Source organism: uncultured Kocuria sp., assembly GCF_947500125.1.
Taxonomy (GTDB): domain Bacteria; phylum Actinomycetota; class Actinomycetes; order Actinomycetales; family Micrococcaceae; genus Kocuria.
In genome coordinates this window covers 84,586-105,579 of sequence record NZ_CANMRA010000006.1, presented here as the reverse complement: position 1 = coordinate 105,579, position 20,994 = coordinate 84,586, and the positions used below count along the sequence as shown (strand labels likewise).

Below are 20,994 nucleotides of genomic sequence, written 5' to 3'. Positions count from 1 at the left end.
GCGGCGCTACCGTGAGGTTGACGCGACGACATCGCGTTCCCTGGTCCGTCCCGAAAGGCCCTGCATGTTTCTCCGCTCCGGCGCCGCGCCCCGCCGTCGCCCCGTGCTGTCCGCGAAGGCGGCGTTCTGGGTGCAGGCGTCCGTGCTGGTGGTGCTCCTGGCCGCCTCCAGTGCGCCCAGTCCGCTGTATCCGCTGTACCAGGACCTGTGGGGCTTCCCGCCGGTCGTGCTGACCGTCATCTTCGCCGCCTACGTGGTGGCCCTGCTCACCGCCCTGCTCACGGTGGGGTCGCTGTCCGACCACGTCGGGCGCCGCCCGGTGCTGCTGGTCGCGCTGGTCCTGGAGATCGCCGCGATGGTCGTGTTCGTGCTGGCCGACAGCGAGACGACCCTGGTGGTGGCACGGCTGGTCCAGGGCGTGGCGACCGGCACGGCGACCGGCGCTCTCGGCGCCTACGTGATCGAGCTCGAGCCGGTGGGCCGCCGGGGGCTGGGCACCGTGATCACCGGGGCGGGACCGATCCTGGGGCTGGCCGGCGGGGCCGTGGCTTCGAGCCTCATCGTCGCGGCCGCCCCGGGAATGATCGACGCCATCTACCTCGTGCTGCTGGGGCTGCTGGTGCTGCAGGTCGTGGGCACGGCGCTCGGTCCCGAGACCGTGGAGCGGGTCCCCGGGGCGCTGGCCTCGCTGCGCCCGCGCGTCTCCTTCCCGCCGGCCGTGCGGCGCTCGGCGGTGTGGGTGCTGCCCGCCGCGGCCGCGTGCTGGTCCCTGGGCGGGCTGATCATCTCCCTGGGTCCCAGCCTGGTCCGCTCGCTGACCGGGGCGGACTCCGTGGTCCTCACCGGTGTGGTGGTCGCGGCCCTGACGGGCACCGGCGGGATCGCGATCCTCTTCTTCGGCTCGACCGCGCCGCGGCGGGTGCTCGCCGTGGGCATGAGCGTCCTGGTGGCAGGCATGGCCGCCACGATCGCGGCGCTCGCCGTCGGGTCCGTGGGCCTGTACCTCGCGGCGACGGTGCTGGCCGGCGTCGGCTTCGGCGCCGGCTTCCTCGGGGTGCTGCGCTCGCTCCTGCCCCAGGCGGCACCGCACGAGCGGGCGGGGCTGCTCTCGGCGATCTACGTGGTCAGCTATCTCTCCCACAGCATTCCTGCCGTGGCGGCCGGTGCCGTGGTGGGGGCGGTCGGTCTGGTGCCCACGGCCGTCGGCTACGCGGGCCTGGTCATGGCGCTGGCCCTGTTCGTGCTCCTCGGCCTCCTCCAGAACCGGCCGTCGGGCCGCGGGGACCGCGCCGTCCGTCCCTGACCGCGGTGCCGGGACTGGGCCTCGGTGCCGGTCACCGCCGGCGCGGTGCTTCCGAGCCGCGCCGGATCCCTGGCACGTCGTGTCCGAGGCGCCCCGTCAGGATCTCCGGCGGTGGTGGAGGATGAGCAGCCGGGCGTAGCCGTCCGTGAGGCGCTCGATGAGGTCGACCTTCAGGTATTCGTGCTCCGAGAGCCGGCGCACGGTGTGCAGGGAGGTCCCGTCGTACTGCACGGGGTGGGGCAGCTCGGCCGGGCCGCCGGGTGGCTCCACGTCCAGCCGCCACGCGTCCAGGTCCTTCTGCGGGGTGGAGTCGTGGTCCCGCTTGCGCGCCCACAGCCGGCCGTCCGTGCCGACGACCACGCCGCGGACGACGTGCCACCCGTAGCCGCACGAGACCCGGGAGAACGCGTGGCCGACCAGGGGATAGGAGCGGGCGTCCCGGGGGACGTACACGAGCTTGGCCGGCTTCAGGCCCTCCCGGCACAGCAGCTCGCTCGCCTCGATCCCGACCTGCTGGATGTCCTCCAGGGCCCGTTCCAGGCCTGCTTCTCGGGCATCGCGGTCATGTGGGGCTCGAGGGTTCGACCCCTGCCCGTTCGTCCCCGTGGTGGCAGCCCGGGAACGCCGTTCGTCCTCGATGCTCATGCCCACCCCTTACCTCGGTGGGCACGAGTCTATGTGCGCCACGTCACTCGGGGGACCATCCCGGCCGGCCGGTGCGCGTGTGACTCCGCCCGGTCCAGCCGCGGGCGGGCATCGCTCACATCTCGATGCGGTGGGCCTCCCGCAGGTTCGCGAAGCGCTCGGGGTTCGAGGTCAGCACGATCACCTGGGTCCGCTCCCCGGCGGTGGTGATGGCCGAGGCCAGCCGGCGGAGCCGCTGGGGGTCGGAGTGGCCCAGGGCGTCGTCGAGCAGCACCGGCACCCCGTCCTCCGGGTCCACGAGCAGGGCGGTGGCGAGCCGGATGAGGATCACCAGCTGCTCCTTGGCGCCCGTGGAGAGGGCGGCGAACGGCAGCCAGTCGCCGTCGAGCTTGCGCTGCTCCACCTCCAGGGAACCGCTCACCTGGACCTCGAAGTCCGGACCGTAGACCGACCTGCCGAGATGCTCCACCTCGGTGCGGAACGGCTGGACGTACTGGGCATGGGCGCGCTCGCGGTGCTCCAGCAGCGTCCGCTCCAGGAGCAGGGCGGCCTCGGCCCGCCGCTCGATCCCGGCGAGGTGGCGCCGGGCCGCCTCGAGCCGCGTCTCGGCCTGGTCGTGGGCCAACTGCACCCGGTCCCGGCCCATGCCCTCGAGCCGGCCCGCCAGGGACTGGTGGCGTCCCCGCCGCTCGCCCAACAGGGACTCGAGCCCCTCGATCTCGTCCGTGACGTGTTGCTGATCGGCGAGCACCCGGTCCGCGTCGAGGCCGGCGAGGGCCGCCTCGTGCCCGTCGATCTCCGCCTGGACCGCGGCGAGCGCCTCGGCCGCCGCGGTGGCGGCGCGGTTGAGGTCCTGGTCCGGGACCTCGCGGCGGGCGTCCTCGAGCCGGGTCCGGGAGCCGGTGAGGGCGCGTTCCTGCTCAAGCGCGGCGCCCTGGAGGGAGTGCAGCGTCGTCTGGGCGGACTCCAGGGCGGACCGGGCGGCCTGGGCAGCGGCCTCGGCATGGAGCGCGGTGTCCTCGGTCTCGGTGAGCGCGGCTTCGGTGGCCTCGACCGTCTCCTGGGCGGCGGCGGCGGTCTCCGGCAGGGGAGCATCGCGGTCCCGCCGGTCGCCGTACTGCTCGATGGCGGCGGCGAGGCGGTCCCGGTCGTCGCGCAGGCGGCTCTCGTCCTCGCCGTCGAGCAGGCGGTCGCGTTGGGCCACGGCCTCGCGCACCTGCTGCGCCAGCTCCTGGGCGGCGCGCCACTCGGCGCGGGCCTCGGCGACCGAGCCGACCCCGTGCCGCGCCAGCAGCGCGGTGAATCTCTCCCGGGCCGTGCGGGCGGCGTCCCGGCGGGCCGCGATGCCCTGCTCCGGGAAGACCCGCAGCCGCCACTCGCCGGGGATCTCGACCTCGACCTCGTCCGTCACCGGGACGGACCACGGCTCGTCCGGGGCGATCTCCTCGGTGGCGTCACCGCGGGTGATCGGGCGCGCGCGGCCCAGTGCGGTCAGCTCCACCCGGGCGCTGCCGGCGGCCAGCTCCGCCTCGGCCGTCTCCGCCGCCCGCTCGGCCCGCTCCAGCTCGTCCAGGACGTCCTCGTCGACCTCCGTGCCGGGACGGGACCGCAGCTCGGCCAGCTGCGCCCGGACCGCCTCGAGCGAGTCCAGGATCTCGAGTACGCGGCGGTGGCGCTCGACGTCGTCGAGGTGCCTCCGGTCCTCCCGGGCGGAGCGGTGGGCCGCCCGGGCCTCCTGCACGGCGGCCTGGGCCGCGGTCCGGCGTTCCTCGGCCTCCGCGGCGTGCTCACGCACCGGGGTCAGCTCGGTCTCGCACGCCTGGAGCTCTTCGGCCAGCGCCGCGCTGCGCTCCTCGTCGGCGGTCAGCGCGGCCACGAGCTCCGCACGTCGGGCAGTGCGCTCCCGGGCGCGGTCGAGCTCGCCCTGGGCGGCGTCCTTCCGGCGCTGGGCCTCCTGGCGCTGCCGCTGGACGGCCTCGATCTCCGCGGCGGCACGGTCCAGCTCCGTCTTCTCCGCGCGGGCGGTCCCGAGCTTCCGGCCGGTGGCGGTGATCTCCTCCGTGAGCTCGGCGAGCTCCTCCTCGACCACCGCGATGCCCCGCAGCTCCTCGGCGGCCTCCGCGGCCGCGGCCTCGGCCGCACGGCAGTCCGTCTCGGCCTGGAGATATTTGGCGTTCTTCTTCCGCGTCGAGGTCCAGTACTTGTCGCCCTCGGCGCGCACGCGCTCCAGGAGGGAGGCGACCTCGCGGTCGTCGCCCTGGGCCTGGCCGGCGTGGCACTCCAGGGCTCGGCGCAGGGCCGCGCTGTCGGTCAGCGCGTTCTGGGTCAGCCCGCCGGCCTGCATGAAGCGCAGGGCCTTCCACAGCGCGGTGTCGGCCCCGCCCCACAGCTGCTCGGCGGCGTCGTGGGCCTCACGGCTGGTGAGCTTGTGGCCGCTCCGGGGGCCCGAGATGTACTCCAGGGTCGTGGACGGCCGTTTCAGCCACTGCTTGGTGTAGATCGCGCGGGTGGTCCCGATCGAGAACTCCGCCTCCACCAGGACGGGCACGTCCCGGCCGGCGGGCTTCGCTGCGGTGATCTTCTTGTGCTTGCTGTTGTCCGGGAGCTCGATCAGCGCGTCCAGGGCGTCGATCATCGAGGTCTTGCCGATCTCGTTGCGGCCGGTCAGCACCACCACCCCGGCGTCGGGGAAGACGATCTCGCGGGCGGTCACGCCGCGGAAGTTCTCCAGCTTGAGACGGTGCAGCTTCATCGGGTCGCTCCTCCCACGAGGCGGTACAGGAGCCGGAGCGCGTCCCCGGCGGCGGGCGCATCCTCGGACTCCGAGCCGGCCAGCTCGCGCAGCTCGGTCACGGCGTCGGCGGCGTATCCGCCGACGTCGAGGTCCTCGAACTCGTGCTCGTCCGGGACGACCACGAGATCGGTGTGCCGCTCCCACGCGTTGAGGCTCGCGAAGACCTCGGCCTGCTGCTCCAGCAGACCGTCCAGCTCCGAGGACTCCGAGAGGTTCAGGGTGCCGGTGAAGACGGTCTTGAGGATGATCCGCTCCTTCGGAGTGAGGGCGGCGAGCTCGGCCCGCAGCGTCCCGACGTCGTCGGCGCCGTCGAGCTGCCGTTCGAGGACGCGGTGCTCCCACTGCCCCACCTCGTGCGAGGTCACCTCCACGGTGCCGCCGTCCAGCGCCACCTCCAGGACGTGGCCGCGGCCGGGCTCGCGGAAGCCCGTGGACTCGTGGGTCCCGGAGTAGTGGATCGCGCCGCGGTCGTCCTCGGGCCAGCGGATGTGGCGGTCGCCCAGGGCCACATAGTGGATCGCCCCGCGGGCCAGGGCCTCGTCCAGGGGCGCGCGGCGGACGGTGACCTGGGACGCGCGGTCGGGGTCCAGCTCGTCGAGCATGCCGTGGCCCACCACGACGCGCAGGGTGCCGTCGGCGTCCAGACCCTCGAGGGCGGGGGCGACCGGGTCCGCGTCGGGGCGCTTGCTGCGCCAGGGCGCGGCCACCAGCTCGACGCCCGCGGTCACGGGCCACGGGCCCACCTCGTCCAGAAGGACGACGTTGTCCGGCTTCAGGTGCCGGAAGGCGTCCTGGGCGTAGATGGATCCTGGGCCGAGCGGGTCGTGGTTGCCGGGCAGCAGGTACACCGGCAGCCCCACGGCCGACATCGCGTCCAGGGCCCGCCCCACGTCCCGCCGGCTCAGGTTGGCGTGCTCGAAGACGTCGCCGGCCACCACCACGAACGCGCATCCCCGGGCGCGGGCCAGCTCCCCGATGCGGCGGATCGTCTCGACCCGGTCGCCCGTGTAGCGGGACTGGGCCTCGCCCTCGAGATAGTGCCGGGTCATGCCCAGCTGCCAGTCGCTCGTGTGGAGGAATCGGATGCTCGTCATCGAGGCTCCTCGTGCGGTCGGGGGGTGCTCTCCCAGGGGGTGGGTCCAGTGCCACGCTATCGGGATCGGCGGACACCGAAGGCCTCGGCACACCGTGCCGCCCTCCTGTCCGGCACCGCCCACCCCTCTCGCCGAACTCACCGGTGCTACCCGAGATGCCGGTGTTGGTGCGCCCGGGTGGGGTGGATGTGGTGAGTTCGCGGGGGTAGCGGTGGCGAGGTTGCAGAGGGGGGGGGGCGGCATCCGCCGGCGTGTGCTTGAGTGGACTCATGGAGCCGACCAGCCCGGGAGACCTGTGGGCGGCCGTCCACGCCGAGCGCGCGCGCCTGGCCGAGGACCTGGCCTGCCTGGACGACGCGCAGTGGGCGGAACCGTCCCTGTGCGGGCGGTGGACCGTCGAGGACGTCGTCGCCCACCTCACCGCGGCCGCGAGCATCGGCCGGCTCCGCTGGCTCCGGAGCGTGCTGGGCGCCCGCTTCGACTTCGACCGGCACAACCAGCGCCGCCTCGAGGAGCACCGGGGCGCCACCCCGGCCGAGACGCTCCAGCGGTTCCGGGCGGTGGTCGGGAACACCGTGGCGCCCTCCAAGGACACCGCGGCGTGGCTGGGGGAGGTCGTCGTCCACGGCCAGGACATCCGCCGCCCGCTGGGGCTGCCGCGCACGCCGCCGGTCGAGACTGTGACCGCGGTGGCGCGGTTCCACGTGGGCAAGGACTTCGCGGTGCCCAGCCGCAGCGCGGCCCAGGGCCTCCACCTGGTGGCGACCGACGGCCCCTTCGAGTACGGCTCCGGTCCCCTGGTCAGCGGGACCACGCTGGCGATCGTCATGGCGATGGCCGGCCGGGAACCCTACTGCGACGACCTGACGGGGGAGGGCCTGTCGATCCTGCGCTCCCGCTGCTCGCCCGCCTGAGTGCGCTTCCTGAGAGGGTGGAGGCGGACCGGTCACGTGCCGGTCCCGCACGACACCATTCACCCGAGCAGAGGAGACACCATGCCCGAGACCATCGCCGGGATCACCGTCCCGGACTCCGCCCTCGTCCGCGAGACCACCGAGCTGGTCCAGCGGGCCGCCGACGAGAGCCTGTTCCACCACTCCCGCCGGGTCTTCCTCTTCGGGATGCTCAAGTCCGCCGCGCGCGGGACCGAGGTGGACCCCGAGCTCGCCTACGTCGGGGCCATGTTCCACGATCTCGGCCTCACGCAGGAGCACCGCACCAAGCACCAGCGCTTCGAGATCGACGGCGCCGAGGCGGCCCAGGCGTTCCTGCGCGACCACGGCCGCTCGGCGGAGGAGGCGCGCAACGTGTGGCTGGCGATCGCCCTGCACACCACGCCTGAGATCCCCCTGCGCCTGGCGCCTGAGGTCGCCGTGGTCACGCTGGGCGTCGAGACCGACGTTCTGGGCCTCGACCTGGACGAGATCGCCGAGGAGCACCGCGCCGAGGTCGTCGCCGCGCACCCCCGGCCGGACTTCAAGAACAAGATTCTCCGCGCGTTCCACGACGGCATGGTCGACCGGCCCGAGACCACCTTCGGCACCATGAACGACGACGTGCTCGCCCACTTCGACCCCGACTTCCACCGGGAGGACTTCGTGCGGATCATCCAGGAGAACGCCTGGCCCGAGTGAGCCGCGCGGGGCCTCCGCCGTCGTGCGGAGGCCCCTGGGGCCGCAACACAGCGGTCATCCGTTGTGCCGCCCGCGGGGCGGGAGGAGCATGAGGACCCCGGCCCGTCGATGCTCCAGGAGTTCCCGTGGCGTACAAGTTCTTTCCCCACATCCCCGTCGCCGACCTGGAGCGCTCGCGGTCCTTCTACCAGGCCCTGGGCTGGCGGACGGCCCCCGGCATGGAGGCGGAGCACAGTACGATCCTGGATCTCGCTGAGAACTTCGGGGTGACGCTCGTCGAGCGGCAGTTCATGCAGCAGGTCGTCGGCGCGGACCAGGAGCTCGCGGACCCCGGCCGCACCGTGAGCGGCAGCTACGCCCTGGTCGTCGACATCCCCGAGGAGGTCGACGTCCTGGTCGACCGGGCGGTGGCCGCCGGCGCGACCGCGGGGGGCCGCGAGGACTACGGCTACACGTGCTACCGGAAGTTCGCCGACCCGGACGGCCACCGGTGGAACATCGCGTGGATGGACCCGCTCGCGCTGGCCGGGGACTGGGACGCGGTCCGGGCGAAGTACCCCGACGCCCAGCTGCCGCAGGGCTGAGGAGCCAGCCCTGTACCGGGAGCGAGATTCACAAGATTCACCGGATTCACCGACACTCACAGGGTCCTGCGCGGCGTGGGGGAGCGCCGGCGTCCGGTCGTCCGCCCGGGCGGCGACGCACGAGTGGGCTCACCCTCGCTGGTAGGCGTGCCCCATCTCGGTGTGGGACCAGCGGGCCTGGATCCGGGAGTCGCCGCTGCGCCGCACGGCCTCCGCGGTCTCCTGGTCCAGCTCGGAGCGCCACTCCTCGATGGTGAGCAGGTCCGAGGACCGCAGCAGCGGCTGCCGGTAGATGTTCAGGGCCCGGGCCACCTCGCCTTGTTCGAGAGCGGTCCGGAGCCGCAGGACATCGCTGGTGACAGCGGCCGGATCGGCGAAGCGGTAGGGCCCGGTGGTGATCACCGCGCCGAGCCGGCGGCGCACCCGGTGGATCTCCGTGCGGACCGTGCCCGGGGTGCCGTGCTCGCCGTAGAGCTCGTAGGCCATCTCCTCGGCGCTCCACCCGCGCTCGCGCAGACTGAGCAGCGCGAGGATCTCCGCCGACCGCGTCGGCAGGACGAACCAGTCCCCGCCGCCCACGCGGGCCATGGCCGGCTCCGCGAGCAGGCGCACTTCCAGGGACGGAGTGCCGGTCGCGCCGGCGCCGTCGGACCGCGGGGACGTCTGGACGGCGAGCAGCGTCTCGACCACGCGCGCGGCCGAGCGGACCAGGCCCCTGGTGTCCGGGGTGGCGGTGCCCCGGGGCCCGGACAGGTCAATGACGCCGAGCACCTCTCCGCTGCCCGGGTGGTGCACCGGGGCGGACGTGCAGTCCCAGGCGCTGTGGGACAGGGCGAAGTGCTCCGTGCCCCGCAGCTCCTCCGCGCCCCCGCTGCGCAACGCCTGGGCGATCGCGTTGGTGCCCACGCCGTGCTCGTCCCACCCGGCGCCCTCGACGAAGCCGAGCCCGTCGGCGCGCCCCAGCGGCGAGCGTCCCCCGCGCCGCCACAGCACCGTGCCGTCGGGTCCCGTGAGGACGGCGACCCGGGCCTCGGTCGCGTCGCGGACGACGCCCAGGAGGTCGGCGACGAGATCGACGTGCGCCCCCAGCGGTGAGAGTGCGCGCTGGTGCTCCACCTCGTGGTCCGGGAGCACCTCGCGCGGGCCGTCCAGGTCGCGGGACAGACCCCGGGCGGCGCACCGCTCCCAGGCGGAACGCACCCGTTCCGGTGCCCTCTTCGATCTGCAGCTGTCCACAGCGCGCTCCTCCGTCCTCCGCGGCGTCCTCCGCGGCCGTCCCGGTGTCACGGGGACAGCCCCGATGCCGCTGCGCCCGTCGTGATGCAACGCCGCGGAAACCCCCGCGGCCCCACAGTGGTGACACGCATCACATCGGAGCCTATGTCACCGGGCGTCCGGCGTACATCGAGGAGGAACCATGACCACCATCGACACCGGCGTGGAGGCCGGCGCGGACACCGCCCGCTCCTGGCTGCGCGCCCTGGAGGACGCGCTCGCCCAGGGCAGCGCGGAGGCGGCGGCGGAGCTGTTCGAGGAGGACGGCTACTGGCGCGACTTCCTGGCGTTCACCTGGAACCTGAAGACCCTGGAGGGCCGTGACCGGATCTGCCGAATGCTCGCGCAGACCCTGCCGCACGTCCGGCCCTCCGGGTGGGAGATCGAGGGCGAACCGACGACGACGGACGGGGTCACGGAGTGCTGGGTGCGCTTCGAGACCTCCGCCGGCTCCGGGTGGGGCTGCCTCCGGCTGCGCGACGGGAAGGCGTGGACCCTGCTGACCACGCTGCAGGACCTGAGAGGCTTCGAGGAGCAGAAGGGCCCGCGCCGGGACCGCGGGGTCGTCCACGAGATCACTCGGGAGCGCACCACCTGGCTGGAGCGGCGCCGGGCGCGGGAGGAGGCCCTCGGCCGGACGGAGCAGCCCTACTGCCTCGTCGTCGGCGGCGGGCAGGGCGGGATCGGCCTGGCCGCGCGGCTGGAACGCCTCGGCATCCCCACGATCGTGGTGGACAAGCACGAGAAGGCCGGCGACGCCTGGCGCAACCGCTACAAGTCCCTGCACTTGCACGATCCGGTCTGGTACGACCACATGCCCTACCTGCCGTTCCCGGACGACTGGCCGGTGTTCCCCGCCAAGGACAAGATCGCCGACTGGCTCATGCACTACGCCGACATCATGGAGCTCAACTACTGGGCGAGGACCGAGTGCCGGTCGGCCGAGTGGGACGAGCAGTCCGGGACCTGGACCGTCGTCGTGGACCGTGACGGCGAGGAGATCACGCTGCATCCCACGCAGCTGGTCTTCGCGCTGGGCGTCTCCGGGTACCCGAGCATCCCCCGGTTCCCCGGCGCCGACGTCTTCCGGGGCGCGCAGCACCACTCCTCCTCCCACGCCGGCGGAGACGACTGGGCCGGCAAGCAGGCCGTGGTCATCGGCTCCAACAACTCCGCCCACGACATCTGCGCGGACCTCTGGGAGCACGGGGCCGAGGTCACCATGGTCCAGCGCTCCTCCACCCACATCTCCCGCAGTGAGTCGCTCATGGACCTGGTCCTCAAGCCGCTCTACTCGGAGGAGGCGCTGGAGTCCGGCATCACCACGGAGAAGGCGGACATGCTGTTCGCGTCGTGGCCGTACCGGGTCCTGCCGGACGTCCAGCGGCCCGCGTTCGAGGCGATGGCCGAGCGGGACCGGGAGTTCTACGACGCGCTCGAGGCGGCCGGCTTCGACCTCGACTTCGGGGAGGACGGCTCCGGGCTGTTCCTGAAGTACCTGCGCCGTGGCTCCGGGTACTACATCGACGTGGGCGCCTCGCAGCTGATCATCGACGGGCGGGTCCAGCTGGCCACCGGCCAGGTCGACCGGCTCACGGAGGACGCGGTGGTGCTCGACGACGGGACCGAGCTGCCGGCGGACCTGGTCGTCTACGCCACCGGGTACGGGTCCATGAACCAGTGGCTCGCGGACCTCATCTCCCCGGAGGTCGCCGACCGCGTGGGCAAGTGCTGGGGCTACGGCTCCGACACCACCCGAGACCCGGGCCCCTGGGAGGGCGAGCTGCGCAACATGTGGAAGCCCACCAACGTGGAGAACCTCTGGATCCACGGCGGGAACCTGCACCAGAGCAGGCACTACTCCAAGTACCTCGCGCTGCAGCTCAAGGCCCGGATGGAGGGTCTCCCCACTCCGGTCTTCGAACTCGAGGAGTCCCACCACCCCCGGTGACCCCGGCCCGGGCGCGATGACGGGGCGCCGGAACGGTCGATCCGTTCCGGCGCCCCGTCATGAGTCGCCGGGCTCTGTCAGGCGGCAGAAAGCTTGATCCGCAACGCTTCGGCCTCGGCGATGATCTCGGCTTTGGACTTCGAGGGCACCACGATGACGCGGTCCCCTTCGCTGGGAATGCGGATGCTATAGGTCCCATCGGAATTCGGCGTCACCAGTTCGTCGAAAGCATGGGTGAGGCCCACCTTGTACCGGGGCGTCTTCTTGTCCATAGGAGTCACTCGCCTCTGCGTTTCCAGGGACACCACCATGGGTCGAATGCTGTGGGTTCTCCCTGTCCTGTGGATCCATTGTAGTCGCGGGCCCGGCTCCCTTCGATGACCGCATCGAGGATCCCCCGGACGAGCGCAATGTCCTCCTCCGTCGCCAGTTCGGAAACCATGAGGTAGTCCAGGGCACGGATGCCGATCCGCGTTCGCTCGTCGTCACGGTCGGAGGCGTAGTCGATGGCCCACTGGGTTCGGCGCCACCATTCGGCGCGGTCGTCGGCCTGCTTGCGTTGTCGGTATGACAGCTCGTCCGCCGCCTTGCGCTGCCGGTAGGCCTTCCAGGCGATGACTGCGGCGATGACCGCCGAGAGGAACAACAGAAGAGGGCCCAGGCCGGCGCCGAGCGCACGGACGACCTCCATCCACAACGGCAGCGCGGCTTCGTCCATGAGACGAGTCTGCCAGCGTCCAGCGACACCGCAGCCCCGCGCCAGGACACCCGAGCGCCGGCCGGGTCACTCCTCGAGCTTCCGGGCCTCCTCGTCCCAGGCGGCGTGGGCGTCCCGGCCCTCGGTGGGGTGGTGGGTCTCCCGCAGGGCGCGGAGCGCGGCGGTGCGCTGCTGGGCCAGGGCCTCCGCGGCGGCTCTCGTGGCGGCGTCCTCGCGGGCCTGGGCCCGGGCGGCGGTGACGGCGTCCATGATGAGGTCCACGCCCAGCGCCCCGCCCTCCAGGTAGGCGGTGCGGACCTGCCGGTCCGGGTGGTACAGGTACTGGTCGTTGACCTGGCCGAGGCTGGTGTCGAACTCGTCGTCGGTCGCATCGGAGAGCATCGCGACCACCCGGTCCAGGCGGGCGTCCAGCTGATCGAGGAGCTCGTGCCGCCGCGCGTGGCTGCGCAGGGACCACAGCGCCCGGCCGTGCTGCCGGAGCCGGTCCACGTCCCAGTCCGCCTGGGGGACCACGGACAGCGTCCCGGTGAGGAGCCGGGGATCCCGGCTGTCCTCCGGCGGGGGCAGGGAGCGGAGGTGCCACGAGATCCAGGCGGTGCGCATGTTGGACGCCCCTGCCGCCCGGGCCTCCTCCGCGGAGGGCTGCCCGGCCCACCGGGCGGCGGGCGGCTGCTCGTCGTCGTCAGTGGGCGCGGACTCGCCGATGGCGCGGGTCCGGCTCGTGATGACGGCGGCGCTGAGCCAGACCAGCAGGCCGAGCAGGGCCAGCCCGAGGAGGGCCACGCCGCCGAGGATCAAGAACCGGAACAGGACGACGGCGACCACCACGGCGATCAGGACCACCCAGACGGTGGCTCCGCTGCTGCTCCCGGTGTTCTTCATGTCGGCCCCCGACGACCACGTGCGTGCTGGGCACCCATTCTACCGCGGCGGCCGCCGCGGCCCGAGGGCTCAGGAGCGCACGGGCAGGCCCTCGCGGAAGACCCGCTTGAGCTCGGTCAGCTCCGGCCCGTGCCCGGTGGCCTCGGTGTTGAGCACCGGCTGGTGCTCGCGGATCCACCGCTGCTCGAGGGCGTCGACGTCGTCCTTCGTCTCGCACCGCGCCCAGCCGAGGAGCAGGTGCTCCTGCATCCAGGCGGTGAGCCGCTGCTCGTGCTCCTCGTCGAGGACCACCCGGCCCCGCCCGTCCACGGCGGCGCCGTCCCGCCAGGACGGGTCGCCGGGCAGGAGCGCGGCCAGCAGCGTGCGCCGCAGTGCCGAGGAGCGGGTGCGCCGCAGGTGCTGGCCGGTGATCCGGCGGTGGAGGTCGCGCCGGGCGCGGCCCACATACAGCAGTTCGGCCGTCCCCGAGGTGTGGCGGAGCCGCGGCACCTCGGGCAGCTGCAGCCCCGCCGCCTCCGGGGTGGGGGACCGGGGGGTGTCCAGCCACCAGGAGTAGACGCCGCGGGAGCGGTAGACCTCGGCCTCCAACGGCGTGTTGAGCGGCAGTCCGGCCAGGCCGGGCTCAGGGGGCTGCGTGCTCACGGGCCACCACCTTCCGCATGTGTTTTCATTCGCAACGTGCTCTCGACTGTAGGGGCAGGAGGGCTCGGTGCCCAGTCCGCGCCCTCCGCGGCGTCGTTCCCGGCGTCCCCTTGCCATACCTAGCACTGCTAGGGTTCAATACCTAACAGAACTAGGTATAGGAGGCGCGGTGCGCATCGACAAGGACCTGGTCGCCGCCTCGGCCACCCCGCTCGTGCTGGGGATCCTGGCGGACGGCGACCTGTACGGCTACGCGATCCTCAAGCGCGTCAGCGAGCTCTCCGGCGGCTCCATGCAGTGGACCGACGGCATGCTCTACCCGCTGCTGCACCGGCTCGAGCGGCTCGGCTACGTGTCCTCCTCGTGGGGCACGTCCGAGGCCGGGCGCCGGCGCAAGCACTACGCGATCACGCCGGCGGGCCAGGCGGCGCTCGCCGACCGGCAGGAGCAGTGGACGGTGGTGGCGGACGCGCTGCGGCAGGTGTGGCAGGCCGCGCAGCAGCCGCCCGCCACGACCGAGCGGTGGGCGTGATGGAGCTGCACGCGGAGCAGGAGGCCCAGATCGGGCGGTGGCGCGGCTGGGTCCAGCGCCGCCAGGCGATCTCCCCGGCCGACGTGGACGAGCTCGAGGACCACCTGCGCGAACAGGTCGCGGACCTGCGGGCCACCGGGCTCGACGACGACGAGGCCTTCCTGGTCGCGATCAAGCGCATGGGCAACCTCGACGCCGTCTCGCACGAGTTCGCCCGCGAGCACTCCGAGCGGCTGTGGAAGCAGCTCGTGCTCCTCCCGGAGGACGCCGAGGACGCCGGCGCGCCGCCGTGGCGGGAGCTGGGCGTCGTCCTGGCGCTCGCGGTCGGGGCCGGGCTGGCGGTCAAGGCCGGCACCGCCTGGCTCGGCGACGAGGCGGTGCTGGCGCGCAATCTCGGCCTGCTCGTGCTGCCCTTCCTCGCCGGCTACTTCGCGTGGAAGCGCCGGCTCACCGCGCGCGTGGTGGCGGGGCTGCTCGTCCCGTTCGCGCTGCTGGCGGTGGTGCTCAACGTCTATCCGTTCGTCCCCGGCGGGTCCACCGAGCTGCTCGCCGTCCTGCACGCGCCGGTGGTCCTGTGGCTGCTGGCCGGGGTCGCCTATGTCGGCGGGAGGTGGCGCTCCGACGGCCGGCGCATGGACTTCGTCCGGTTCACCGGCGAGCTCGTGATCTACTACACGCTCCTGGCCCTGGGCGGGGCGGTGCTGGTGGGGCTCACGTTCGGGGCCCTGCAGGTCGTCGGCATCGACCTGGAGCCGGTGATGGAGGACTGGATCCTGCCGTTCGCGGTGCCCGGGGCGCTCGTCGTGGCCGCGTGGCTGGTCGAGGCCAAGCAGAACGTCGTCGAGAACATCGCCCCCGTCCTCACACGGGTGTTCACGCCCCTGACGATCCTCATGCTGCTGGCCCTCCTGGCGGTGCTCACGGCGGCCGGCGGGCTCGTCGACGTCGACCGCGGGCTGCTGATCCTGATGGACGCGATCCTCGTGCTCGTCCTGGCCCTGCTGCTGTACTCGATCTCCGCCCGGGACCCGCTCGAGCCGCCCGGTCTCTTCGACGGCCTGCAGCTGGTGCTCGTCGTCGCGGCGCTGGCGGTGGACGCGGTGATGCTGACCGCGATGCTGACCCGGATCGCCGAGTTCGGCTCCAGCCCCAACAAGATCGCCGCGCTCGGGCTGAACCTGCTGCTGCTGGTGCACCTGGTCCGGACCGGCTGGCTGAGCGCCGGGTGCCTGCGGGGGCGGCGTCCGTTCGCCGTGCTCGAGCGCTGGCAGACGCGCTACCTGCCGGTCTACGGCGTGTGGGCCGCGATCGTGGTGGTGGTCTTCCCGCTGGTCTTCGCCTTCGCCTGACCGGCGGGCTGCCTGGCCGGCGGGCTCCGCGTTCGCACCGCGGAGCGGCTGCTGCGGGCGGAAGGGGGCCTGCGCGTCCCGGTGGCAGGGGAGTCGCCCCCCGACGACTGACCAGATGGTCCGAGGCCCGCTGCCACCAGGACGGCGGCATCATGATCGTCGTCGTGCCGGCGGCCTTGCGGCCGGTCGTTCCGACGAGATCCTCACGCGGCGGCTCAGCCCCCCGGCTGATCACCTGCGTGATGCATCAACACTAGCACTGGCCTATTACCTGATCGATTCGCATTCTGTCCACAGTTGCGCCGACTTGCCCCGGAGCTCCGCCCCGCACCCGACGGCGTGCTGGTCCTCCGGCCCTGCGGTGGGGGCGTCCGGTGCTCAGGCGCTCGTGCGCACGACGAGCTCCGGGGGGAGCCGGACGCTCTCCACGTCCCGGCCGTCGAGAACGTCCATCAGCATCTCGAAGCCCTGCCGGCCGATGCTGTGCATGGGGGAGCGCACGGTGGTGAGCCCCACGCTGCCGGCCAGCGGAGTGTCGTTGAACCCGACGAGGGCCAGGTCCTCCGGGACCGTGACCCCCTCCCGGGCGAACACGCCGAGCGCGCCGATCGCCGCGAAGTCGTTGACCGCGAACACCGCCTCGGGCAGCGGTCCGGCGGCCAGGATCCGGGCGGCGGCCACGCTGCCGGCCGGGGCGTCGAAGCCGCCGGGGACCACCCGCGCCGGATCCACCCCGAGGCCGTGCCCGGCGAGCGCGTCCAGGAAGCCGGCGCAACGGTCGATCGAGGTCGAGGCCCGCGGATTGCCCGCGATGAGCCCGAAGGTCCTCCGGCCGGACGCGACGAGGTGCTCCGCGACCATGTGTCCCCCGGCGTAGTCGTCGCAGGTCACGGACCGGTGCCCCGGGGACCGCCGGCTCACCAGCGTGAAGGCCACGCCGCGGTCGGCGAGCTCGTCCAGGAAGGGGTCCTCGAACAGGGCGTCGCCGAAGATCAGGCCGTCGGCACGGCGGTCCAGCAGCTTCTCCGCCTTGGCGCGGTGGGCGGCGGGGTCGTCCAGGGAGTTGGAGACCACGGTGAAGTAGCCGTGCTCGGAGGCGGCCTCGTCGATGCCCTCGTACATCGTGGCCAGGACGTAGTCCTGCAGGCGGGGCACGACGACCCCGATCATGTGCGACTTGGCCGTGCGCAGCGACGCGGCGTAGGGGTTCTTGCGGTAGCCGCGCTCCTCCGCGAGCGCGAAGATCCGCTCCGTGGTGTCCGGCGCGGCCCACTTGGAGCCGAGGCCCTTGGGGTCGTTGAGCACCCGGGAGACCGTGGAGGGGTTGAGGCCCAGCTCGGCCGCCAGGGCCTTCAGGGTGACCGCCGGTCGTGCGCCCATGTCCACCTCCTCGCGCCTGTTTCCACACAGTAACGGACGTTAAATTCTCGTGAATGTGTTGCGCATCACTCTAGGTGCGCTCTATGGTCGATCCCAACATCGTACGCAATCGATTGCGGCATTCGTTTGCATAGACCGTTGGCGCTCCGGAGGAGCGGGACGACCTTGAGGAAGGGAGGCGGCACGTGACACACATCCAGCTGCTCGGCACGGGGGGCACCATCGCGTCCCGGGGCGGCGGGTCCACTGGCTCCGTGGCCACGGACACCGCGGCCGACCTGTCCCGGAACCAGTACGGCGAGCTCAGCGTCTCCGCCCGGGACATCCTCACCACGGGCAGCTACCGGCTCACCCTCGGGGAGCTGCGGGCGATCGCCGAGGCGGCCCGGGACGCGCTGGCCGATCCGGCCAACGACGGCGTGGTGGTCACCCACGGGACCGACACCCTGGAGGAGACGGCGTTCCTGCTGGACCTGGTGCACGGCTCCCCGAAGAGCGTGGTGCTCACCGGCGCCCAGCAGCCGGCCGACAGCCCGGCCCCGGACGGCCCCCGCAACGTCGAGGAGGCGGTGCTGGCCGCCGCCTCGCCCGAGCTGCGGGGCAGCGGCGCCCTGATCTCCTTCGACGGGACGGTCCGCTCCGCCCGCGGCGCCCGGAAGGCGCACACCACCGCGAGCAGCCCCTTCCAGGGCGGCGCCGAGGTGGCGCACATGGCCGGGTCCGGGCTCGTCGTCACGGCCAGGCCGGTCCGCCGGGAGCCGCTGCCGCTGCCGCCGGCGGCCTTCGACAGCACCAGGGTCGAGATCATCACGGCCCACACCGGCGCCACCCCGGACCTCTTCGACTTCGCCGTGCGCTCCGGTGCGCAGGCCGTGGTCCTCGCCGGATCGGGCGTCGGCAACGCGGGCCCCGGCTTCGCGGAGTCGGTGGCCCGTGCGGTCGGGACCGGCTGCGCGGTGGTGCTCAGCACGCGTGCCCCGTGGGGACCCGTCGTCCCGCTCTACGGCAACGGCGGGGGCACCGACCTCGTGGCGGCCGGGGCCGTCCCCTCCGGGGACCTCAACCCGCTCCAGGCGCGCATCCTCGCCGCCCTCCTGCTCTCCCTGGGGACCTCGGCCGCCGAGTTCCCCAGGGCCTTCACCGCCCACCTCTAGAACACCCACCACCAGAGGAGACATCATGTCCAAGAAGATCTACGTGTCCGTCGGCATCGACGTCGACGCCGTCGGCGGCTGGCTCGGCTCCTACGGCGGCGAGGACTCCCCGGGCGACATCTCCCGCGGCCTCTTCGCCGGCGAGGTCGGCGTGCCGCGGCTGCTCCAGCTCGCCCAGCGCCGCGAGATGCCCGTCACCTGGTTCTGGCCCGGGCACTCCGTCGAGACGTTCCCGAAGGAGTTCGACGCGGTCGTCGCCGCCGGTCACGAGATCGGCGTCCACGGCTACAGCCACGAGAACCCCATCGCGATGACCCGCGAGCAGGAGACCGAGATCCTCGACTACTGCACCGACCTCATCGAGCGGCGCTCCGGGAAGAAGCCCGTCGGCTACGTGGCGCCCTGGTGGGAGTTCTCCGGGGTGACCAACGAGATCCTGCTCGATCGCGGCTTTCTCTACGACCACTCGCTCATGCACGACGACCACACCCCGTACTACGTGCGCGTCGGGGACACCTGGACCAAGATCGACTACGAGGCGGCCTCGGCCAAGGAGTGGATGAAGCCGCTGGTGCGCGGCGAGGAGACCGACCTCATCGAGATCCCCGCCTCGTGGTACCTGGACGACCTCCCGCCGATGATGTTCATCAAGTCCAGCCCGAACAGCCACGGCTTCGTGTCCCCGCGGGACATCGAGCAGCTGTGGAAGGACCAGTTCGACTGGGTCTACCGGGAGATGGACTACGCCGTCTTCCCCCTCACGATCCACCCCGACGTCTGCGGCCGCCCGCAGAACCTGCTGATGCTCGAGCGCCTCTTCGACCACATCCAGGGTCACGACGGCGTGGAGTTCGCGTTCATGGAGGACGTCGCCCGCGACTTCGCCGCCCGCAGTCCCCGCACCTCCGCCTGATCCCACCGGCACGAAGGAACATCGCCATGTCCGCTCTGCGCTCGAACCCGACGCCCGCCGGCGTCGAGCCCTGGAACGTGCCCATCACCCCGAAGGTGGTCAAGCAGGTCTCGATCGTCTGCTTCATCGCCTGGGTGGCCTCCGTCTACGACTTCACCCTCTTCGGCACGCTGCTCCCCGTGATCGCCGAGGACTTCGGCTGGTCGGTGGCCGAGTCCACCGCGATCAACACCTACGCCACGATCGGCGTGTTCATCGTGGCCCTGGCCGTGGGCACGATCATCGACAAGATGGGCCGCAAGAAGGCGCTCATCGTGCTCATGCTCGGCGGCGCCGTGGCGTCCGGTCTCACCGGCGCCGCCATCGGCGCCGCGAGCCTGGTCATCATCCGCTCCTTCTCCGGCTTCTCCATGTCCGAGGAGGTCGTCAACGCGGTCTACCTCAACGAGATCTACAAGGAGGCCAAGAGCCGCGGCCTCATGTACTCGCTCGTCCAGGGCGGCTGGCCGGTCGGCGCGCTGGTCTCCGCGGGGCTGTCGGCGCTGACGCTCCCGCTCATCGGCTGGCGCTGGAGCTTCGTCGTCGCCGCGGTGCTGTCCCTGGTCGTCGTCGGCCTGGCCCTGCGCCTGCCGGAGTCCCCGACCTTCGCCGCGATGAAGGAGGTCCGGCGGCGCCGGGCCGCCGGTGACACGGCCGGGGCCCACTCGCTCGCCGCCGAGCACGACCTCGAGGAGGCGGCCCACCATGCCACAGGTGTGAAGGACGTGTTCACCCCGCAGCTGCGCCGGCACACGACCTGCCTGTCCCTGGCGTGGTTCTTCAACTGGTTCGCGATCCAGGTGTTCTCCGTCCTGGGCACCACCATCCTGGTCGAGGCCAAGGGCGTCTCCTTCGACAACGCCCTCATCATCCTGGTGCTCTCCAACGCGGTGGGCTTCGTGGGCTACGTGTTCCACGGCTGGCTGGGCGACAAGATCGGCCGCAAGCCGACCGTGGTCCTCGGCTGGGTCGCCGGCGGCGTGGTGAGCCTGGTGATGCTGCTGGGCCCGGGCACCTCCGGATACATCATCCCGCTGTACGCCATGACACTGTTCTTCCTCACCGGCCCGTACGCGGCGCTGCTGTTCTACATGGGCGAGTCCTTCCCGCCCCAGGTGCGCGGCATGGGAGCGAACGTGGCCCACGTGATGGCGCCGCTCGGCGGCATCGCCGGCTCCGGACTGCTCACCATCCTGCTGACCGCAGGGGTGGACACGGCCACGGCGGCGATCATCACCGGCTCCGGCGGGCTGATCCTCTCGGCGCTGTGCATGGCCGGGACCCGCACCCTGAAGGACGCCCACCTGAAGACCACGGTGATCGCATGATCCGCGACGACGGACTCGAGGGAAAGGTCGCCGTCATCTCCGGGGGCGGCAGCGGGATCGGCCGGGCACTGGCGGTCGCCTACGCCCGGGCCGGTGCCCACAGCGTCATCGGCTACCTCCCCTCGGACCCCCACGACGCCACGGACACCGTCCGCGCCGTGGAGGCCGCGGGCGGACGCTGCACGGCCGTCCCCATGGACGTGCGCAGCTTCGACGACACCGAGAAGCTCGCCCAGACCGCGCTCGACGAGTTCGGTCGGCTGGACATCTCGGTGGCCGCGGCCGGCATCCTGCGCCGTGCCGCACTCGCGGAGATGACCGACCAGGCGTGGGACGACATGATGGCCGTCGACCTCTCCGGGGTGATGCGCGTCTTCCGCTCCTGCAGCACGCGGATGACCGACGGCGGAGCCATGGTCGCGACGTCGTCGATCGCCGGTGGCGTCTACGGGTGGGAGGAGCACAGCCACTACGCGGCGGCGAAGTCCGGGCTCATCGGTCTGTGCCGCTCGCTGGCCGTGGAGCTCGCCCCCCGGAAGATCCGGGTCAACGCCGTCATCCCGGGGCTGATCGAGAGCCCCCAGTCCCTGGACCCGGTGAACTCGCTGGGCCGCGAGGGCCTCGACGCCGCGGGCTCGATCATCCCGTGGGGCCGCGTGGGCAACGTCGACGAGGCCGCGCGCACCATCCGCTTCCTCACCGGCGACGACTCGGCCTACGTCACGGGGCAGCAGCTGATCGTCGACGGCGGGCTCACCGTCCGCTGGCCGAGCTGAG

20 protein-coding genes are annotated in these 20,994 nt (G+C 72.5%); 11 read left to right on the top strand and 9 right to left on the bottom strand.

The window, feature by feature from the left end:
- Window positions 1-64: 64 nt before the first annotated feature.
- Entirely contained in the window at window positions 65-1,303 is a 1,239-nt protein-coding gene (locus Q0817_RS06145; protein WP_298585278.1) for an MFS transporter, read from the top strand.
- A 96-nt stretch (window positions 1,304-1,399) separates the two neighbouring features.
- Here Q0817_RS06145 and Q0817_RS06140 read toward each other — a convergent pair whose 3' ends face one another.
- From Q0817_RS06140 to Q0817_RS06130, 3 genes are all read right to left on the bottom strand, one after another.
- On the bottom strand, window positions 1,400-1,948 hold the full coding sequence (locus tag Q0817_RS06140) for a hypothetical protein (RefSeq protein ID WP_298585277.1): 549 nt from the start codon (window positions 1,946-1,948) through the stop codon (window positions 1,400-1,402).
- Between the two features lie 115 nt (window positions 1,949-2,063).
- Window positions 2,064-4,700, bottom strand: a complete 2,637-nt coding sequence (locus Q0817_RS06135) for an AAA family ATPase (protein ID WP_298585276.1) — start codon at window positions 4,698-4,700, stop codon at window positions 2,064-2,066.
- Window positions 4,697-5,836 carry a metallophosphoesterase gene (locus Q0817_RS06130; protein WP_298585275.1) on the bottom strand — a complete coding sequence of 380 codons (1,140 nt, stop codon included), beginning with the start codon at window positions 5,834-5,836 and terminating at the stop codon, window positions 4,697-4,699. The genes Q0817_RS06135 and Q0817_RS06130 overlap by 4 nt, the downstream gene beginning before the upstream one ends.
- Window positions 5,837-6,105: 269 nt before the next feature.
- Between Q0817_RS06130 and Q0817_RS06125 the strand changes: the two genes are divergently transcribed.
- From Q0817_RS06125 to Q0817_RS06115, 3 genes are all read left to right on the top strand, one after another.
- Entirely contained in the window at window positions 6,106-6,750 is a 645-nt protein-coding gene (locus tag Q0817_RS06125) for a maleylpyruvate isomerase family mycothiol-dependent enzyme (protein WP_298585274.1), read from the top strand.
- 81 nt (window positions 6,751-6,831) lie between these two features.
- Entirely contained in the window at window positions 6,832-7,470 is a 639-nt protein-coding gene (locus Q0817_RS06120) for an HD domain-containing protein (protein WP_298585273.1), read from the top strand.
- Between the two features lie 125 nt (window positions 7,471-7,595).
- The gene (locus Q0817_RS06115) at window positions 7,596-8,054 is read left to right on the top strand and encodes a VOC family protein (protein WP_298585272.1); all 459 of its coding nucleotides are present in this window, start codon (window positions 7,596-7,598) and stop codon (window positions 8,052-8,054) included.
- Between the two features lie 129 nt (window positions 8,055-8,183).
- On the opposite strand, the gene Q0817_RS06110 is transcribed toward Q0817_RS06115, so the two are convergent.
- Window positions 8,184-9,290, bottom strand: a complete 1,107-nt coding sequence (locus Q0817_RS06110) for a GAF domain-containing protein (RefSeq protein WP_298585271.1) — start codon at window positions 9,288-9,290, stop codon at window positions 8,184-8,186.
- 181 nt (window positions 9,291-9,471) lie between these two features.
- Here Q0817_RS06110 and Q0817_RS06105 point away from each other — a divergent pair, with 181 nt between their 5' ends.
- Window positions 9,472-11,280: an NAD(P)/FAD-dependent oxidoreductase gene (locus Q0817_RS06105; RefSeq protein WP_298585270.1), complete on the top strand. Its 1,809-nt coding sequence runs from the start codon at window positions 9,472-9,474 to the stop codon at window positions 11,278-11,280.
- Window positions 11,281-11,357: 77 nt separating this feature from the next.
- On the opposite strand, the gene Q0817_RS06100 is transcribed toward Q0817_RS06105, so the two are convergent.
- The 4 genes from Q0817_RS06100 to Q0817_RS06085 form a co-directional block, all read right to left on the bottom strand.
- Window positions 11,358-11,552, bottom strand: coding sequence for a hypothetical protein (locus Q0817_RS06100; protein WP_298585269.1), 195 nt, complete (start codon window positions 11,550-11,552; stop codon window positions 11,358-11,360).
- A 5-nt stretch (window positions 11,553-11,557) separates the two neighbouring features.
- Window positions 11,558-11,998: a hypothetical protein gene (locus Q0817_RS06095; protein ID WP_298585268.1), complete on the bottom strand. Its 441-nt coding sequence runs from the start codon at window positions 11,996-11,998 to the stop codon at window positions 11,558-11,560.
- A gap of 66 nt (window positions 11,999-12,064) precedes the next feature.
- Entirely contained in the window at window positions 12,065-12,880 is an 816-nt protein-coding gene (locus tag Q0817_RS06090) for a hypothetical protein (RefSeq protein ID WP_298585267.1), read from the bottom strand.
- Between the two features lie 69 nt (window positions 12,881-12,949).
- Complete coding sequence (locus Q0817_RS06085; RefSeq protein WP_298585266.1) at window positions 12,950-13,522, bottom strand: GIY-YIG nuclease family protein; 573 nt, start codon at window positions 13,520-13,522, stop codon at window positions 12,950-12,952.
- A gap of 169 nt (window positions 13,523-13,691) precedes the next feature.
- Between Q0817_RS06085 and Q0817_RS06080 the strand changes: the two genes are divergently transcribed.
- Complete coding sequence (locus tag Q0817_RS06080; protein ID WP_298585265.1) at window positions 13,692-14,054, top strand: PadR family transcriptional regulator; 363 nt, start codon at window positions 13,692-13,694, stop codon at window positions 14,052-14,054.
- The gene (locus tag Q0817_RS06075) at window positions 14,045-15,403 is read left to right on the top strand and encodes a permease prefix domain 1-containing protein (protein WP_298585264.1); all 1,359 of its coding nucleotides are present in this window, start codon (window positions 14,045-14,047) and stop codon (window positions 15,401-15,403) included. Before Q0817_RS06080 ends, Q0817_RS06075 begins: the two co-directional genes overlap by 10 nt.
- Before the next feature lie 378 nt (window positions 15,404-15,781).
- On the opposite strand, the gene Q0817_RS06070 is transcribed toward Q0817_RS06075, so the two are convergent.
- Window positions 15,782-16,783, bottom strand: a complete 1,002-nt coding sequence (locus tag Q0817_RS06070) for a LacI family DNA-binding transcriptional regulator (RefSeq protein ID WP_298585263.1) — start codon at window positions 16,781-16,783, stop codon at window positions 15,782-15,784.
- A 185-nt stretch (window positions 16,784-16,968) separates the two neighbouring features.
- Between Q0817_RS06070 and Q0817_RS06065 the strand changes: the two genes are divergently transcribed.
- Genes Q0817_RS06065 through Q0817_RS06050 form a run of 4 tightly spaced genes read left to right on the top strand, consistent with a single transcriptional unit; the run spans window position 16,969 to window position 20,993 of the window.
- On the top strand, window positions 16,969-17,937 hold the full coding sequence (locus Q0817_RS06065; protein ID WP_298585262.1) for an asparaginase: 969 nt from the start codon (window positions 16,969-16,971) through the stop codon (window positions 17,935-17,937).
- A gap of 25 nt (window positions 17,938-17,962) precedes the next feature.
- Window positions 17,963-18,850, top strand: coding sequence for a polysaccharide deacetylase (locus tag Q0817_RS06060; RefSeq protein ID WP_109268415.1), 888 nt, complete (start codon window positions 17,963-17,965; stop codon window positions 18,848-18,850).
- Window positions 18,851-18,876: 26 nt separating this feature from the next.
- Window positions 18,877-20,217 carry an MFS transporter gene (locus Q0817_RS06055; RefSeq protein WP_298585261.1) on the top strand — a complete coding sequence of 447 codons (1,341 nt, stop codon included), beginning with the start codon at window positions 18,877-18,879 and terminating at the stop codon, window positions 20,215-20,217.
- Window positions 20,214-20,993, top strand: coding sequence for an SDR family NAD(P)-dependent oxidoreductase (locus tag Q0817_RS06050; protein WP_298585260.1), 780 nt, complete (start codon window positions 20,214-20,216; stop codon window positions 20,991-20,993). Before Q0817_RS06055 ends, Q0817_RS06050 begins: the two co-directional genes overlap by 4 nt.
- Window position 20,994: the final 1 nt, after the last annotated feature.